General features: G+C 40.4%; 14 protein-coding genes. 7 read left to right on the top strand and 7 right to left on the bottom strand.

Annotated features, from left to right (window positions below):
• Window positions 1-130: 130 nt before the first annotated feature.
• Together QZL88_RS14815 and QZL88_RS14810 are read right to left on the bottom strand one after the other, a co-directional pair.
• Entirely contained in the window at window positions 131-802 is a 672-nt protein-coding gene (locus QZL88_RS14815; RefSeq protein WP_296942316.1) for a gliding motility-associated C-terminal domain-containing protein, read from the bottom strand.
• Window positions 803-976: 174 nt separating this feature from the next.
• Window positions 977-2,185 carry an aminotransferase class I/II-fold pyridoxal phosphate-dependent enzyme gene (locus QZL88_RS14810; protein ID WP_296942314.1) on the bottom strand — a complete coding sequence of 403 codons (1,209 nt, stop codon included), beginning with the start codon at window positions 2,183-2,185 and terminating at the stop codon, window positions 977-979.
• Between the two features lie 269 nt (window positions 2,186-2,454).
• On the opposite strand from QZL88_RS14810, the gene QZL88_RS14805 reads away from it, so the two are divergent.
• The 7 genes from QZL88_RS14805 to QZL88_RS14775 all read left to right on the top strand — a co-directional run bounded on the left by QZL88_RS14805 (window position 2,455) and on the right by QZL88_RS14775 (window position 10,276).
• Window positions 2,455-3,339, top strand: a complete 885-nt coding sequence (locus QZL88_RS14805) for a M23 family metallopeptidase (protein ID WP_296942312.1) — start codon at window positions 2,455-2,457, stop codon at window positions 3,337-3,339.
• Between the two features lie 8 nt (window positions 3,340-3,347).
• Window positions 3,348-4,496 (top strand): 1-deoxy-D-xylulose-5-phosphate reductoisomerase, encoded by a 1,149-nt coding sequence (locus QZL88_RS14800; protein ID WP_296942310.1) that lies wholly within the window; start codon window positions 3,348-3,350, stop codon window positions 4,494-4,496.
• 15 nt (window positions 4,497-4,511) lie between these two features.
• Window positions 4,512-5,882, top strand: a complete 1,371-nt coding sequence (rseP, locus tag QZL88_RS14795; protein ID WP_296942307.1) for an RIP metalloprotease RseP — start codon at window positions 4,512-4,514, stop codon at window positions 5,880-5,882.
• A gap of 87 nt (window positions 5,883-5,969) precedes the next feature.
• Window positions 5,970-6,920, top strand: coding sequence for a methylenetetrahydrofolate reductase (locus QZL88_RS14790; RefSeq protein WP_296942305.1), 951 nt, complete (start codon window positions 5,970-5,972; stop codon window positions 6,918-6,920).
• 60 nt (window positions 6,921-6,980) lie between these two features.
• Complete coding sequence (locus tag QZL88_RS14785; protein ID WP_296942304.1) at window positions 6,981-8,105, top strand: DNA polymerase III subunit; 1,125 nt, start codon at window positions 6,981-6,983, stop codon at window positions 8,103-8,105.
• 127 nt (window positions 8,106-8,232) lie between these two features.
• Window positions 8,233-9,804, top strand: a complete 1,572-nt coding sequence (gene ricT / locus QZL88_RS14780; protein WP_296942301.1) for a regulatory iron-sulfur-containing complex subunit RicT — start codon at window positions 8,233-8,235, stop codon at window positions 9,802-9,804.
• On the top strand, window positions 9,797-10,276 hold the full coding sequence (locus QZL88_RS14775; RefSeq protein WP_296942299.1) for a gliding motility lipoprotein GldH: 480 nt from the start codon (window positions 9,797-9,799) through the stop codon (window positions 10,274-10,276). The genes ricT and QZL88_RS14775 overlap by 8 nt, the downstream gene beginning before the upstream one ends.
• Before the next feature lie 71 nt (window positions 10,277-10,347).
• Here the strand turns inward: QZL88_RS14775 and QZL88_RS14770 are convergent, their stop codons facing one another.
• The 5 genes from QZL88_RS14770 to QZL88_RS14750 form a co-directional block, all read right to left on the bottom strand.
• Entirely contained in the window at window positions 10,348-11,451 is a 1,104-nt protein-coding gene (locus QZL88_RS14770) for a TlpA disulfide reductase family protein (protein ID WP_296942297.1), read from the bottom strand.
• 89 nt (window positions 11,452-11,540) lie between these two features.
• Window positions 11,541-12,635, bottom strand: a complete 1,095-nt coding sequence (locus QZL88_RS14765) for a TlpA disulfide reductase family protein (protein ID WP_296942295.1) — start codon at window positions 12,633-12,635, stop codon at window positions 11,541-11,543.
• A gap of 291 nt (window positions 12,636-12,926) precedes the next feature.
• The gene (locus QZL88_RS14760) at window positions 12,927-13,691 is read right to left on the bottom strand and encodes an SDR family oxidoreductase (protein ID WP_296942293.1); all 765 of its coding nucleotides are present in this window, start codon (window positions 13,689-13,691) and stop codon (window positions 12,927-12,929) included.
• Between the two features lie 150 nt (window positions 13,692-13,841).
• The gene (locus QZL88_RS14755) at window positions 13,842-14,855 is read right to left on the bottom strand and encodes an NAD(P)-dependent oxidoreductase (RefSeq protein WP_296942291.1); all 1,014 of its coding nucleotides are present in this window, start codon (window positions 14,853-14,855) and stop codon (window positions 13,842-13,844) included.
• A gap of 18 nt (window positions 14,856-14,873) precedes the next feature.
• Window positions 14,874-15,761, bottom strand: coding sequence for a hypothetical protein (locus QZL88_RS14750; RefSeq protein WP_296942288.1), 888 nt, complete (start codon window positions 15,759-15,761; stop codon window positions 14,874-14,876).
• Window position 15,762: the final 1 nt, after the last annotated feature.

The following is a 15,762-nucleotide window of genomic DNA, read 5'->3' as shown; positions in this document are numbered from 1 at the left end:
TAGCGGAGCGAAGTAAATAAGAATTTTCCACGTCCAACCTTCTGCGATGAGTATCGACTAAAGGCCGGCGCAAACAACTATAGGTAAAATTATAATGATAAGACGACAAATCAGAGGTATAAAAAATATTTTAACGGGAACGAAGAATATTTATATCCCCTCCCCTTTTATATCTGATTCCATCAGAACCCAAAGCGTCTATTACATAGTAATAAACTCCGGTATTCACATATTTTCCTTTATATGTCCCGTCCCACCCCTTAGCCGGGTCGGTAAATTCAAAAAGTTTTTGCCCCCAACGGTTGAAAATAGTACACTTAAATTTCACGATAGACCTATATGCAACCCTAAACTCATCATTTACCCCTGGAGAGTCTCCCGGAGAGAAATAATTAGGAACTTCAAGCTTTGACTCTGAAATAGTAAATGAGAATGTATCTTCAGATGTATTGGAATCATTATCCGCAACCTCCAGCTTTATAACATACTCTCCGAATTCTTCGAAAGTATATCTGGTTATATCTTTATCCGGATAGCGCGCAATAGGATTCTCCAGATCTCCCTTCTTGTATAAAAACCATGTATAGTAAACAGCCTCACTCCCCCCCGATCCATAAAAGCTGAACGTTGCCGGAGCCGAAAATATTTTATTTTTCATCTCCTCTTCGGTTATTGTTTCATTTGCCGCATCCCGCCGTTCCACTTCATAGTCTATATGCGCTTCAAGCTTCTCTTCCGCACTCTGGGCTGCCAATCGCAATGATACGACAAGTATAAACAATAATAGAGTTATTTTTTTCATAAGCAACTGCTTGAGTCAAGAAAGTATTAAATGCGACATCACTCCATCGTAACCGGCTATTGATATTGCTGATACAAAGATAATAAGCTTGCGGCCTTAAACAATAAACCCTCTATCTTTTAACGGACAGAGGGCTATCTTATTTTGTAATACAGTTATATAATGTCGCTCTGCCTATCGGGCATTAGCTTCCAGAGATACTCCTGCTTTTTTGAATACTTTTTCTATTTTCTCAAAAGCTATATCAACCTGTTCTTTGGTGTGTGTAGCCATCAGTGAGAAACGAATCAATGTATCTGCCGGAGCAACTGCCGGAGACACTACCGGATTAACAAATACGCCTTCTTCGAAAAGCCATTTTGTTATCATAAATGTTTTTTCATTATCACGGATAAATAGCGGAATGATAGGAGTAGCAGTATGGCCTATTTCAAAACCACGGCTACGGAAACCATCTAATGCATAATGAGTAATATCCCACAAATGCTTGATACGCTCAGGTTCCGAAATAATGATATCTAATGCTGCACTGGCTGCCGCTGTAGCTGCAGGCGTAGCACTGGCTGTAAATATATAAGCGCGGGAATTGTGACGCAGATAGTCGAGAATAGTCTCGCTTCCGGCGATAAATCCGCCAAGCGAAGCTAAAGATTTACTGAATGTTCCCATTATAAGTTCCACATCGTCGACTAAGCCGGTTTGCTCTACAAGCCCTTTTCCACTGAAATCTTTACCGAGAACCCCTAAACTATGAGCCTCGTCAACCATTACACTGGCATTATATTGTTTTGCGAGTTTCACTATTTCAGGAAGGTTTGCGATATCGCCCTCCATACTGAATACCCCGTCAACCACAATAAGCTTCACCTTGTCAGGCTCACATCTTTGCAGTTGTTTCTCGAGAGATTCCATATCATTGTGACGGAATTTCAGCTTTGTCGAATAAGAAACCCTTGCTCCTTCAATAATAGAAGCATGGTCCAGCTCATCCCACAATATGTAATCTTCACGCCCTGTAATACAAGATATTACTCCTTGATTTACATTAAAGCCTGTCGAATAAACGATAGCATCTTCTTTGCCTACAAATTTTGCAAGCTTTTTTTCCAGTTCGATATGGATATCAAGAGTACCATTCAGGAAACGGGAGCCGGCCATACCTGTCCCATACTTACGGGTAGCTTCTATGGCTGCTTCTTTTACTTTCGGGTGATTGGTTAATCCCAGATAGGCATTCGATCCGAACATTAACACCTTTTTCCCATTTATAACGACTTCGGTGTCCTGATCGCTCTGGATTTGTCTAAAATAAGGGTAAATTCCTGCAGCCCGTGTATTTCTGGCCGCGTCGTACCGATATAACTTATCAGTTAATAAACTCATACTCAAATTACAACAAATGTAGATTATTATAACTGCATCTTTGGAACAATTTAATATTCCACGAATTACAGGCTGCAAAAATAGCTAAAAAAAATAAGAATGCGTCCCTTTTGGAATAAATATTTAAAAAAAGGATATTTTAATACAATCTTCTGCCACTTCTTCCCGTAATATATCGCTTTTTTCTTAAATTTGCAGATTAGTGGCTACATATGTCAAATAATTAGAATTTGAAAGCCTTTTGATGGTTAGAAAAGCCATAGAACTGAATGATAAAAAAGAAAAAAAACAAACATAATCTATGGAAGCGGTTGCACTTCAAATACCGCCTTTCCGTAATGAATGAAAATACACTTGAGGAGATTTGGAAGATTAAGGCTTCCATGTTTTCAGGTGCAGTTTTGGTTCTTGTATTCGCTTTTTTTCTCATTGCGATCACATCTGCTATCATCATAGCAACACCGATCCGCTACTACCTGCCGGGGTATCTCGATGCCGAGGTAAGGGAAAAAGCAATCCGGTCGGCAATTAAAACAGACTCTCTCGAACAGCAACTGAAATACCAGGAGGCTTATATAAGCAACCTCCGCAGTATATTCGACGGCACCCGTCAGATCGATTCGGTAAAGATTCTCGATACGATATCTGTATCCGAAAACGATCCGTTACTCAAGAAAACAGATCTGGAGAAAGAATATACCAAACGATACGAAGACGAAGAGCGGTACAACCTCTCTGTATTATCATCCAATACCACCAATCCAATGGAAGGTGTTGTATTCTTCAGACCTGCCAGAGGAATTATAACGAGCAAATTCGATCCTTCCGGCGGACACTTCGGAGTAGCGATTAAAACCTCGCCTAAAGAGACCATACTGGCAACACTGGAGGGTGTAGTCATTTTTGCCGGATATGATCTAAAGACAGGACATACAATACAAATCCAGCATAAAAACGGATTTATTTCAGTATACAGGTACAACACGCTACTACTAAAGAAAACAGGAGATAAGGTGCGTACAGGAGAGGCTATAGCTATAATAGAAACCAAAGAAGATGATGAAAAAGGAGAAAGCAAAACAACTCCAACGCTCGAATTTGAACTTTGGTATAGAGGCAATGCCGTAAATCCTGAAAACTATATATCTTTCTAAAACCGCATATGAAAAGGAATATTGCAATACTAGGCTCTACAGGATCAATCGGAACACAAGCGCTCGATATAGTCAGAGAAAATCCTGACCATTTTGAAATATACGCACTGACAGCCAACGAAAATATAGATTTACTAATCAAGCAGGCAGAAGAATTCTCTCCTGAGGTCGTAGTCATTGCCAACGAGAATAAATATACCCAACTCAAAGAAGCCTTACAGCATTTACCTGTCAAAGTATGGGCCGGAAGCGAATCGATAGCACAGGTAGTACAAAGCCAGCCTATCGACATGGTACTAACCGCTATGGTTGGTTACTCGGGTTTGAAGCCCACTATAAACGCAATAAAAGCCGGGAAAGTAATTGCGCTGGCAAACAAAGAGACACTGGTTGTTGCAGGCGAACTGATTACCAGTCTGGCCATTGAACATAAAGTACCGATATTACCTGTCGATTCGGAGCACTCTGCCATATTCCAATGTCTCAACGGCGAACGCTCTCCTATCGAAAAGATTATTCTTACAGCGTCCGGAGGCCCGTTCAGAAACCATTCTGCACAACAACTGGCAAAAGTTACAAAGGCCGAAGCCCTGAAACATCCCAACTGGGACATGGGAGCAAAAGTTACGATCGATTCGGCGTCCCTGATGAATAAAGGACTGGAAATGATAGAAGCCAAATGGCTGTTTGATGTCACCCCCGACCAGATTGAGGTCGTTGTGCATCCGCAATCCATCATACACTCGATGGTACAATTCGAGGATTCGTCCATCATCGCACAATTGGGACTACCCGACATGCATCTGCCGATACAATACGCGTTGGCTTACCCCAACAGATTGAAATCGAATTTCGAACGTCTCGACTTCTTCAAACTGAAAACAATGACATTCGAAAAACCCGACATGGAGCGATTCCGCAATCTGGCATTTGCTTTCGAGGCCGCGCGGGTAAAAGGAAATATGGCCTGCATAATGAATGCGGCAAACGAAATAGCGGTAGCTGCTTTCCTGAAAGACAAAGTCGGATTTCTGGAAATGAGCGAGGTCATAGAAAAGACAATGCACAAAACAAGTTTTATTCAGGCTCCGTCGTATGAAGATTATGTGCAGACCGATACGGAAGCCCGTCACATAGCAAAAGAATTTATCAAATAACACTCTGAATTTTTAATGGAAACAATTTTAATTAAAGCGTTACAATTAATCCTTAGTTTATCGATACTGGTTGTTATACACGAGTTCGGGCATTTCTTATTCGCCCGCCTCTTCAAGATAAGAGTTGAGAAGTTCTATTTATTCTTCAATCCGTGGTTCTCCCTGTTTAAATATAAACCAAAGAACAGCGATACAGAATACGGAATAGGCTGGTTGCCATTAGGCGGCTATGTGAAAATATCGGGAATGATAGACGAGTCGATGGATAAGGAACAAATGGCTCTTCCTCCCCAGCCGTGGGAGTTCCGCTCCAAACCGGCATGGCAACGCCTGCTCGTAATGGTAGGCGGTGTTTTATTCAATTTCATACTGGCTATCATCATCTTCTCCATGATGCTGTTTGTATGGGGTGATGAATACCTGCCTCTCAAGAATGTGAAAGATGGGATGGTCTTCTCCGAAACCGTAAAAAGAAATGGAGGATTTCAGGATAAAGATATACTGGTAAGCGCCGACGGCAAAGACCTTGTTTTGGGGCGCGGGGTCCTGGATATGAATACATTTATGCATTTCATCGATGCCAAAACTGTAACCATCGTACGCAATGGCAACCAAATGGAGCTAACTCTCCCTGAGAGCTTTGCTGACAGTGTAATTGCATCGAAACAAGTAGCCTACGATTACTGGTCTGCACCTGTTGTGGATAGCGTAAGCGAAAACTCCGAGGCTAAAAGGATTGGCCTCATGCGCGGCGACAGCATAACCGCCCTTGATTCACAACCTATCACCTCTCTATTGGGTGTCCAGAAATATATTACAAGGATCAGTAATAAACTGGAGGATAATGAAAAACATACACTGGCTATTACTTTTTACAGAAATGGTGAAGTACAGACAGTTTCAGCAGCAATAGACACATCGGGCGTCATAGGCTTCACATCTCCGACAAAGATGACCGATATTTTCTCTAAAAAGAATATGCACACCGACCATTACGGCTTCTTCGAATCGTTCCCGGCTGGCATAAACAATGGTGTAGCAACACTTAAAGGATATGTGGCACAGATACGCTTTGTATTTTCTAAAGAAGGAGTGAAAAACCTGAGTGGGTTTGCCGGCATCGGAAATATGTTCCCGGCTCAATGGAACTGGTATGCATTCTGGTCTATGACTGCATTCCTGTCCATCGTACTTGCCTTTATGAATATACTCCCTATTCCGGCGCTGGATGGAGGCCACATTATGTTCCTGTTATACGAAGCTATTACCAAGCGGCAACCGAATGAGAAGTTCATGGAATATGCACAAGTGGGCGGTATGCTGTTTTTACTCCTCCTGCTGCTAGTGGCCAATGGAAACGACATAATGAGAATCTTCTTTAAATAGGAGAAAATACCGAATCAGGTAATATAACAATAAGCAAATGGATCTAAGGATACCATATTTATTAGTAAATAAAAAAGATATTAAGATATGACTGTAAGTGAATTAATAAACAAAAATGACAAAACCGCTTTTTCTTTTGAAATACTTCCTCCGTTAAAAGGAAATAATATCGAAAAAGTGTATAATATCATTGATAAACTGATTGAATTCGATCCTCAATATATTAATATAACGACACATCATAGCGAATATCTCGATCAGGAAATGACTGACGGGTCAGTAAAGAGGGTTAACATCCGTAAACGTCCCGGCTCGGTCGCGATTGCCGCATCTATCCAGCATAAATATAATGTAACGGCTGTCCCGCACATGATATGCAAAGGATTCTCTCAGGAAGAAACCGAGTATGCATTGATAGACCTGAACTTTCTGCATGTACATAACCTCCTGTTACTAAGAGGTGATACCAAACGCCTTGCTCCGGAGCAGATATATCCGAACAGGAATGAATACGCTACCGATCTGCAAGTTCAGGTAAACAAGTTCAACGAAGGCATTGCAGCCGACGGTACCACTTTTGAAAAAAATGCCACCCCGTTCGCTTACGGTATGGCATGTTATCCCGAAATACATGAGGACGCTCCAAGTATGGAATCGGATATACATTATATGAAACAGAAGGCCGACAATGGCGCTGAATATTTTGTTACACAGATGTTTTTCGACAACGAAAAATATTTCTCATTTGTTGATAAATGCCGTAAGGCAGGAATCACTCAGCCGATTATTCCGGGTGTAAAACCAATTGTACTGATGAGCCAACTGGAAGTACTTCCACGGATATTCCGTTCAAGCATTCCTGAAGAACTGGCCATTGAGCTTCGCAAGTGTAAAACAGATGACGAATCTAAGGAAGTAGGCGTAGAATGGGGCATAAAACAATGCAAAGAACTGATTGCGCACGGAGTACCCAGCCTGCATTTTTATTCGTTGTTGGCGACCGAAAGCGTAAGGCGGATAGCTAAAGAGATATACTAAATATTGGATTACTAATAAAAAAGTAATTCTTAACTTTATAACTTATAATTAGAAAAAAACTTGTTTTTTAAAGATATAATAGGGCAGAAAGAAGTAAAAGAGCGGCTGATAAGTTCGGCAGGAAAGGGAATCATCCCTCATGCTCAGCTTTTTTGCGGACAAGAAGGAGTTGGTAAATTCCCTCTGGCACTTGCGTATGCCCAATATCTGAATTGTGAAAATCCTTCGGAAACAGATTCGTGTGGTAAATGTCCGTCTTGTGTAAAATATAACCATCTGGCGCACCCTGATTTACACTTTGTTTTCCCAATTATAAAAAAGGCGGCAAAGAAAAAAGAGGTTTGTGATGATTATATTACCGAATGGCGCGAATTTATCAAACAGAGCAGCTATTTCAATCTCAGCCAGTGGCTCGATCATATCGATGCAGAAAATTCTCAGGGACTGATCTATGCCAAAGAAAGCGAGGAAATTATCCGCAAGCTGAGCTTAAGGATATATGAGGCCAAATATAAAGTAATGATTATCTGGCTTCCCGAGAAGATGCACGAGTCGTGCGCCAACAAACTGCTGAAAATAATAGAGGAACCGACAGATAATACGATATTCCTATTGGTTTCTGATATTCCGGACAATATCATCACCACCATACAATCGCGTTGTCAGCGTGTCAACATACATGGTGTAAAAGAGACGGACATAACCGAGGCTTTGGAATCTGCCTATAATATCAGTCCCGAAGATGCTGCAAACGTAGCCCATCTGGCAAACGGAAACTACCTGAAGGCAATAGAAACAATCAGCCTGAATGAGGAACATAAATTCTTTTTTAATCTCTTCATCCAGATGATGCGAGCTTCATATGCCCGCAATATAAAAGAAATAAAAGCAATCGGTAACGAAATAGCCGGAGTAGGACGCGAAAACCAGAAAGGTTTCCTGAAATACTGTCAGCGAATGGTCCGCGAGTATTTTGTCAGTAACATGAGTCAGCCTGAAATGATATATCTGGCTCAGGACGAAGCAAACTTTGGAACCCGCTTCGCCCCGTTCATCAACGAACGTAATATTATCGGATTTATGAACGAACTGGCCTTAGCAGAAAGGCACATAGAGCAAAATGTGAATGCAAAGATGGTATTTTTCGATCTTTGCCTGAAAATAACCATGCTTATAAAACAATAAGGTTGCAAACCTATTTATTACTTTATATAAATCAGAATGCAACAGATAGTTAGATTGAATATACTTAAACATAAACCCATAAAGCCATAAAAGGGGCTTTGTCTTAATCAATTAAAATAAATATATAATGGAAAATCAAAATACATTTGTCCCACACGATTGCCAGGGTACCTGCAAAACGCCCGTGGGATGTACCTGTGCCAGAGCGAACAAAAAAGCTTTGGAAACAATGGGTACTGAAACAGAATATGCTGTAGCCTCTAAGAGTTGCGGATGCGGCTCAGGTGGGGGCTGTAGTTCCGGAGGAAGCTGCTCGTGCAAGTCGGGTGGCGGTTGTTCATGTAAATCAGGAGGCGGCTGCTCCAAGAAGGGCGGTTCTTGCTGCTCGGGAACAAATAAGCTGGAAGTTTACAACTGGCTACAGGATTTACCTGAAGTTGCCGGAGAATCACAAATGGTAGAAGTACAGTTCAAGAATACACGAAAAGGTTATTACCTGAACAGCAACAATGTAGAGATATACAGGGGCGATATTGTAGCAGTGGAGGCATCTCCGGGACACGATATAGGTGAAGTAACCCTGACAGGAAAGCTGGTTCAGCTGCAAATGCTTAAAAATAATTATCGTGGCGAAACCAAACGTATCTATCGCATTGCAAAGCAAACTGATATAGACAAATGGAATGAGGCCAGAGCCAAAGAGCACAAAACGATGCTCCGTGCGCGGGAAATAGCCGAAGAATTGAACCTGGCCATGAAAATCAGTGATGTGGAATTTCAGGGAGATGGCAACAAAGCTATTTTCTACTATATAGCCGATGAGCGGGTAGACTTCCGCCAATTGATAAAAGTATATGCATCGGAATTCCGTGTAAAAATAGAAATGAAGCAGATCGGTGCGCGTCAGGAAGCCGGACGTGTAGGTGGTATTGGCCCATGCGGCCGCGAATTGTGCTGCTCCAGTTCCATGTCTAATTTCGTTTCGGTCTCTACATCGGCAGCACGCTTGCAGGATATTCCGCTAAACCCTCAAAAGCTTGCCGGACAGTGTGGTAAATTGAAATGCTGCCTCAATTTCGAAGTAGATACTTATGTGGAGGCTCAACGGAAATTGCCTTCAAGAGAAGTGGTTCTGGAAACGAAAGATGCTTCATTCTACCATTTCAAGACTGATATCCTTTCGGGTGAAATGACATACTCTACCGACAAGCATTTTGCGGCAAATCTTGTTACACTGCCTAAAGACCGGGTGTATGAAATAATCAGAATCAATAAACAGGGAGGCAAGCCGACACATCTTACCACAGAGCCTCAGGAACAGGCAGAAAAAGTTACTTCGCACGATATATTGCAGGAAAACATCAATCGCTTCGACAATAACAGTGGCAACAATAACCGGAATAATAAAAAGAAGAAGTTTGTAAAGAACAGGTCTGAAAATAGCGGACAAGGCTCTCCAAACAACCAGGGAGGAAATAACCGGCCGGATAATAGCAACAAACAAGCTAATAACAACAAGCAGGCAAATGCAAACCCGAATGCCAGGCCAAACAATAACAACAGGACTGAAAACAATAATCAACAGAATCAGAACCAAAACCAAAACCAGAATAAAAACAATAATCATAAGAATAACAGGAACGACAGAAACAGACATAACAGAAATGGGAAGCCTGACCAGAAAAAGCCTGATGCATAAGCCTTTATCTGTCTTATGCGGCATACTGTTAACTATCATAGCTATCTCCTGCAATAAGCAGGAGGTATATTATCGTTTCCATGAAATAAAAGATGCGGAATGGGCACAAAATGATAAGCTCATATTTGATATAGATTCCACTGTTTTCGAATTGAACGTTCCATATACCATACATTTTGAGGTGACCAACAATGTGAACTACCCGTATCAAAACATCTGGTTCTTTGTACAATCAGACATTTATAACGACTCTGTATTTACAAAACTGGAAAAAGAGTTTATGTTGGCTGATAAATTCGGGAAGTGGACAGGTTCAGGGTTTGGCACGTTATATCAAGCGTCTTTTATTTTTGATGATAATATTATCTTTAAGAAAAAACGTAACCATCAGATAATAATAGGACATGGTATGCGCGATCAACAACTGAAAGGTATTGAGAAAATCGGAGTTAGGATAGCAAGGAAAGAGTAAAACTTACAAGTATATGAATACAAAAAGAGCTTATCATTACCGATAAGCTCTTTTCTTATTTTATAGCTTTATTATTTAAGCAATTCAGTCAGTTTAGCAACAGCTTCATCCGCGCTTATTCCGCGAGCGATAATCTTACCGTCTTTGTCGAGCAGTACAAGGTGAGGTATAGAATTCACCCCGTAAGCTCCGGCCAGCTCGCTATCCCAGAATTTCAGGTCGGATATCTGAGGCCATGTAATACCAAGGTCTTTAATTCCTTTTACCCAGTCCTCATTGGTTCTATCTAACGAAATACCTACAATCTCAAAATCCTTTGTTCCAAATTGCTTGTATGCCTCTACCAGTTTTGGCATTTCGGCACGGCATGGAGGACACCATGATGCCCAAAAGTCAACAAGCACATATTTACCCTTACCTGCATAATCAGACAGCGCTGCATCTTTCCCGTCAGGGGTCTTCCCTTTTAGGTCTGTGAACACTTTACCTTCCGAAGTTGCATCCAGCGCCTGTATACGTGCCTCCAGTTTTGCCATCCTTTCGTTCGTTTTATATTCAGGTTTTACAGATGCAAATAACTCTTTCATCTGATCTAAAGTAAACAGATATGATCTGGATGCAAATATATAGGCACCTATCTGGCTTTGTATATTAGCTTTCACATAATTATATATCTCTTTAGTCTTCTGACCATCGATTTCTTCATATTGTTTTTCGAGTTCTGCCTTTACAACCTTAGACGTATCCAGTTTCGATTTTTCAAATACTGCTTTTAGTTCCGTGTCAAATCCGCTTAGTTTGGTATTCAAACCCTGGTAAGCATCATTTGAAGCCGTTCCTTTAATAGTAGAAACACTATCCAGTGCAACTTCTATCTGTCCGGGTTCCACAACCAACAAAACCGGTCTTTTCACTATATCCGTAGGTTTAGCCAATGCTATGAAATGAACTTTCGCACCTTCCTTTGCCAGCCCTTTAAACTCAAATTTACCATTAGTTACATAAGCAGAATCGATTGCAACCTGATCTCTCCAATTATCCTCCAGTGTTTGTAAATACACCTTTGTGCTATCAGATGCTCCAGCTATTGTACCATGGATAGTGAACTGGTCTTTTTCCCCACAAGATGTAGCCAATATCAGTACAGCTGATAGTGATAATATAATTTTCTTCATTTTATTAATAAATAAGACAGTTAATATATAAGTTCTCGAATAAATTACTCAAACCATTAATATTAGAACAAGGAATGCAATTATATTGTTTAATTGAGTATTTCTGCAATCTTAGCTTCCAGTGCAGCTCCTCGCAGGTCTTTAGCTACGATCACACCATTTCCGTCTAACAAAACAGTATGCGGTATAGTGTTTACACCATATAGTTCTGAGGCAGATTTTGTATCATCAGCTAACTGTATCCATGTCATTTTGTGAGTCTTCACGGCATTGAGCCATGCTTGCCTGTCTTCATCGACAGATATCCCAACAATCTCAAGACCTTTGGCTTTATATGCATTATAGGTTTTTATCAGACCCGGCATTTCCTGAATACACGGACCACACCACGAAGCCCAGAAATCGATAACAACACATTTGCTTTTGCCTGCATATTCGGACAAGGCAACAGCCTTACCGGTCATATCTACCAACTGTACATCAGCAAACGGTTGGCCTACTTCAGGCACTACCCTGTTCAACTCTTTTTCCAGAGCTTTCATCTCCGGAGTATTACGGAAAGTACTGTCTGCCAAAGGCAATAATTCTTTCAGTTGTTCCATTGTAAACATCGAAGCAGAAGAATAAAACAAAAATTCACCAGCCTTATTCGACATATTTGCTTTTGTAAATTCAAAATTAGCCTTTTGCATTTCTTCCTGTAATGCCTGCATTCTCGAATTAGCATCCGCCACACCCTGTATACCTCCGGCATCATTTACTTCCTTATATAAAGCAGCCATCTTATTCATTGCGGTCTGAACCTTATTAAACTCATCATTCCTTGGGGTTCCGCTTGTACTCACTGCATTTTTTTCTAATGTTATCTTTATTGCTCCCGGCTCCAGAATAAGCGTTCCTACCGGAGATTCAGCCTCAGGCGACTCCAGTTTACCTACAGAGATAAAACCCATAATAGGATCACCATCCGTAGTTCCTTTGAACTTGAATTTCCCGTCTTTCAATACTACTGAATCTATCACTGAAGATGATTCGGCTCTCATGCTATCTATCTTTTGAAGATAGATCATTTTACCATCAAATGTATTTTCAGTGAAATTACCCTCAATAGTATACGCATTCTTATCCTGACAAGAAGCTAATACCACTGTCAGAATAGCTAGGATTAATGTGATTTTTTTCATTAAAAGAAAAGTATTATTTATTTCTATAAATTTTATTTATGTGCAAAGATAACCAAATACTTCGGACAGAGAGTTATCAAAGCCCATTAGTTGATAATTGGTATGTAATCATATTCCAATGGATTTATCTATATATAACGGAGTACCAGCTCTCAATATTGTCAATTTATCCTTCTTTTCGAAATATTTATTAGTAAACGAAATACCAATAAACACCAAGTGGTCAGCTTCTATTAGCCGACCACTTACAAAACGAATATATATTAAATTTACCAATATCCGACTCATGCTTTAGATTGCCGTCCAGCCACCATCTACGAAAATGGATTGTCCGGTAATATAACTTGATTCATCGGCAGCTAAAAATAGCAGGGCACTATCCAGTTCTTCAGTTCTGCCTGTACGTTCCATACAAGTGCTGTTTTTCACAAAATTCACAAAATGATCGTTATGGATAAATCCTCCTGTCATTTCAGAGTCGAAGAAGCCCGGAGCCAGATTATTCACAGTGATATTATACTTTGCCCATTCCGCAGCCAAGGCTCTTGAGAAGTTCTCTACAGCTCCTTTCGATGTGTGGTAACTAAGGCATGCGCTAAACTTGTTGCCTACCTTCCCATACATGGACGACACATTGATTATACGTCCATATTTATTGTCTATCATATTCTTACCTGCTTCGCGCGCAAAATAGAATACTCCGTTGACATTTACATCCATCACTTTCTTAAAGTCTTCACCTGATACATCCTCAGCTTTACCTCCAAGTGCAATACCGGCATTGTTCACCAGTATATCTATTTTACCAAAATGCCGGATAGCTTGGTTTATGGATGATATTACTTCTTTCTCTTGGGTAGCATCACATTGGATAGGGAGGCATTCCACTCCTAATCTTTCCAGTTCCTTTGCATTCTCTTCCAGACGTTCAATCCTCCGGGCAATTATTGCCACATTTGCGCCTTGCTCAGCCAGAGCACAGGCAAATCTTTTTCCCAAACCAGAAGATGCTCCTGTTATCACAGCAACTCTTCCTTTTAAATTAAATAATGACATATATCTACTATTTAAAGGTTTAAAGAATTAAATACTATCGGTTCTCCCTCCAAAGAATTCTTTAAATATACACAATAAGTATCATATAGTCAAATTTAAACTTAATTATCGCTGTGCAACATCCTGTTCCTGTGTCATTTTGCAACCAGCTTATAACCAGCCGTTTTCTTTATACCATTTTATGGATTCTTCCAACCCTTTCTTTAAATTGTATTTGGGAGAAAACCGGAGGTCGTTGGAAAGCGGGGTTATGTCGCATTCCCAGTTACGCTGCCTCATTATTTTATATTTATCCCTATTTAAGGTTGATGGCTTCTTGGTCAATCTGGATACATTTTCAGCTATGGCAGAGATTACCCTTAACAGCCATAAAGGAACCTTCAGGCTAAGTACATGTTTTTTGCCTATAGCTTCTTTTACCAACCGGGTATATTCTTTATCGGTATATACATCTCCATCGGCAACAAAATAAGCCCCGTTGCGAATATCACTTTCTAAACCAAGAAACGCAGCGTCGACCAAATCTTTCACATATATGAAAGTCAAATGCTGAGGTCTGAATCCCGCACCTACATCCAATCCTGATTTTACAGTCTTTACCATCAAAAAATAATCCTTTTCGCGCGGGCCGTACACCCCTGTTGGACGCAAAATGATGTATGGAAAATCACTGGTCGATTGCAAATACATCTCGGCCTTAAGCTTGCTTTTTCCGTATGCCGTATTGGGATTGGGGACATCAGTTATCCTTAACGGAATATAATTAATTTCATCTCCAAGTCCGTATGCACTGAGGCTGCTCATTAATATAAATTTCTCGGGAACAGCATCCGCATCTTTGAGTGCATCTATAAAGTTAGCCGTATATTGAAAATTAACCTTGTCGAAATCATTGGGATTTAAACATTTTGTGACTCCGGCATTATGAATGATATAATCAAATTTCCCGTGTTCGGACACAAAGCGGCGCAAGTCCTCTGTCAATTTATCTTTATCTTGAAAGGGGAGGGCTATAAACTGAATACGCTTATCCTGCAAATATTCGCGATTGCTGCTTTTGCGGATCCCGGCCCAGGTTTCATAACCTTTTTCCAAAGCCTTTTCGACCAGAAAGCTACCTATAAAGCCACTGGCCCCTGTGATGAGTATACGTTTATTATTCATATGCCAAAGATACGAATATTATTTACCCATACGAACAAGGCTGTCTACTTGTGTCTTGAATAGATGAGTATATTTTATGGCTTCGTCTCTCACCATATGTGTTCCGTCATAGGTCTTGTAGTCGAGGCATTCAGGCTGGGGTAGATAAATATATTCTGCCGGAGGAAAATATTTTCTCATCTGCTCCCGGGTCCCTGTCATTTTAGGCGTATTACACAGTATCTTGCTTATAGGCATTTCGTAAATAATAATTTCGGTATTATGCCGTTTCAATATTTCGAAGTAATGATTCAATAGAGAGATGGCTGTTTCCAGCTGTTTAGCGTTGGGCTTTTCCATATATTCACGGAATGTAAACCTTACATCAGCTTCGTTATTCATATCTATCCGGCCCCCATAGAGGATAGCTCTGTCGTACAGAGCCGTGTAAAATATCCTTCTATCGACAAACATAGATTCGACACTTGTCGCGGCAATTAATATTGGTTGCCTCCCATCACGCAGAACAGGAAATGGAGTTCTTAGAGTATATAGTACAGGACTATATAATATTTCATTGAATAGTCCCTTGTTGAACCATGAGAAAATTCGGTTAGTCTCAATAAATACCCGCTTGGGATATATACCTTTCTTTTCCATTACGTCCAGACCCTGAAAAGGCAATTCACCATTGAGTGAAAGATTGAAAAATCCGGGAAGACTATCCATTATTAAAGCACGCGACAAAGATGTACCTATAATCAGATTTTCTACAGAATCCAAATCTCCATACAGATAATTCTGAGCTGTGATCTGGTTCTCCTGCCAATGCTCCTGTGCTATAATAGTCTTAGGGGTATGTAATATCCAAAAGATGCTGTATAGCATGAATATAATAAGGAATGTAATGAATGTTTTCTTTATCATG

This window comes from uncultured Dysgonomonas sp. (genome assembly GCF_900079725.1).
Classification (GTDB): domain Bacteria; phylum Bacteroidota; class Bacteroidia; order Bacteroidales; family Dysgonomonadaceae; genus Dysgonomonas.
Note: the sequence above shows the minus strand (reverse complement) of the source record. Positions and strands in the feature narration are given on the sequence as shown.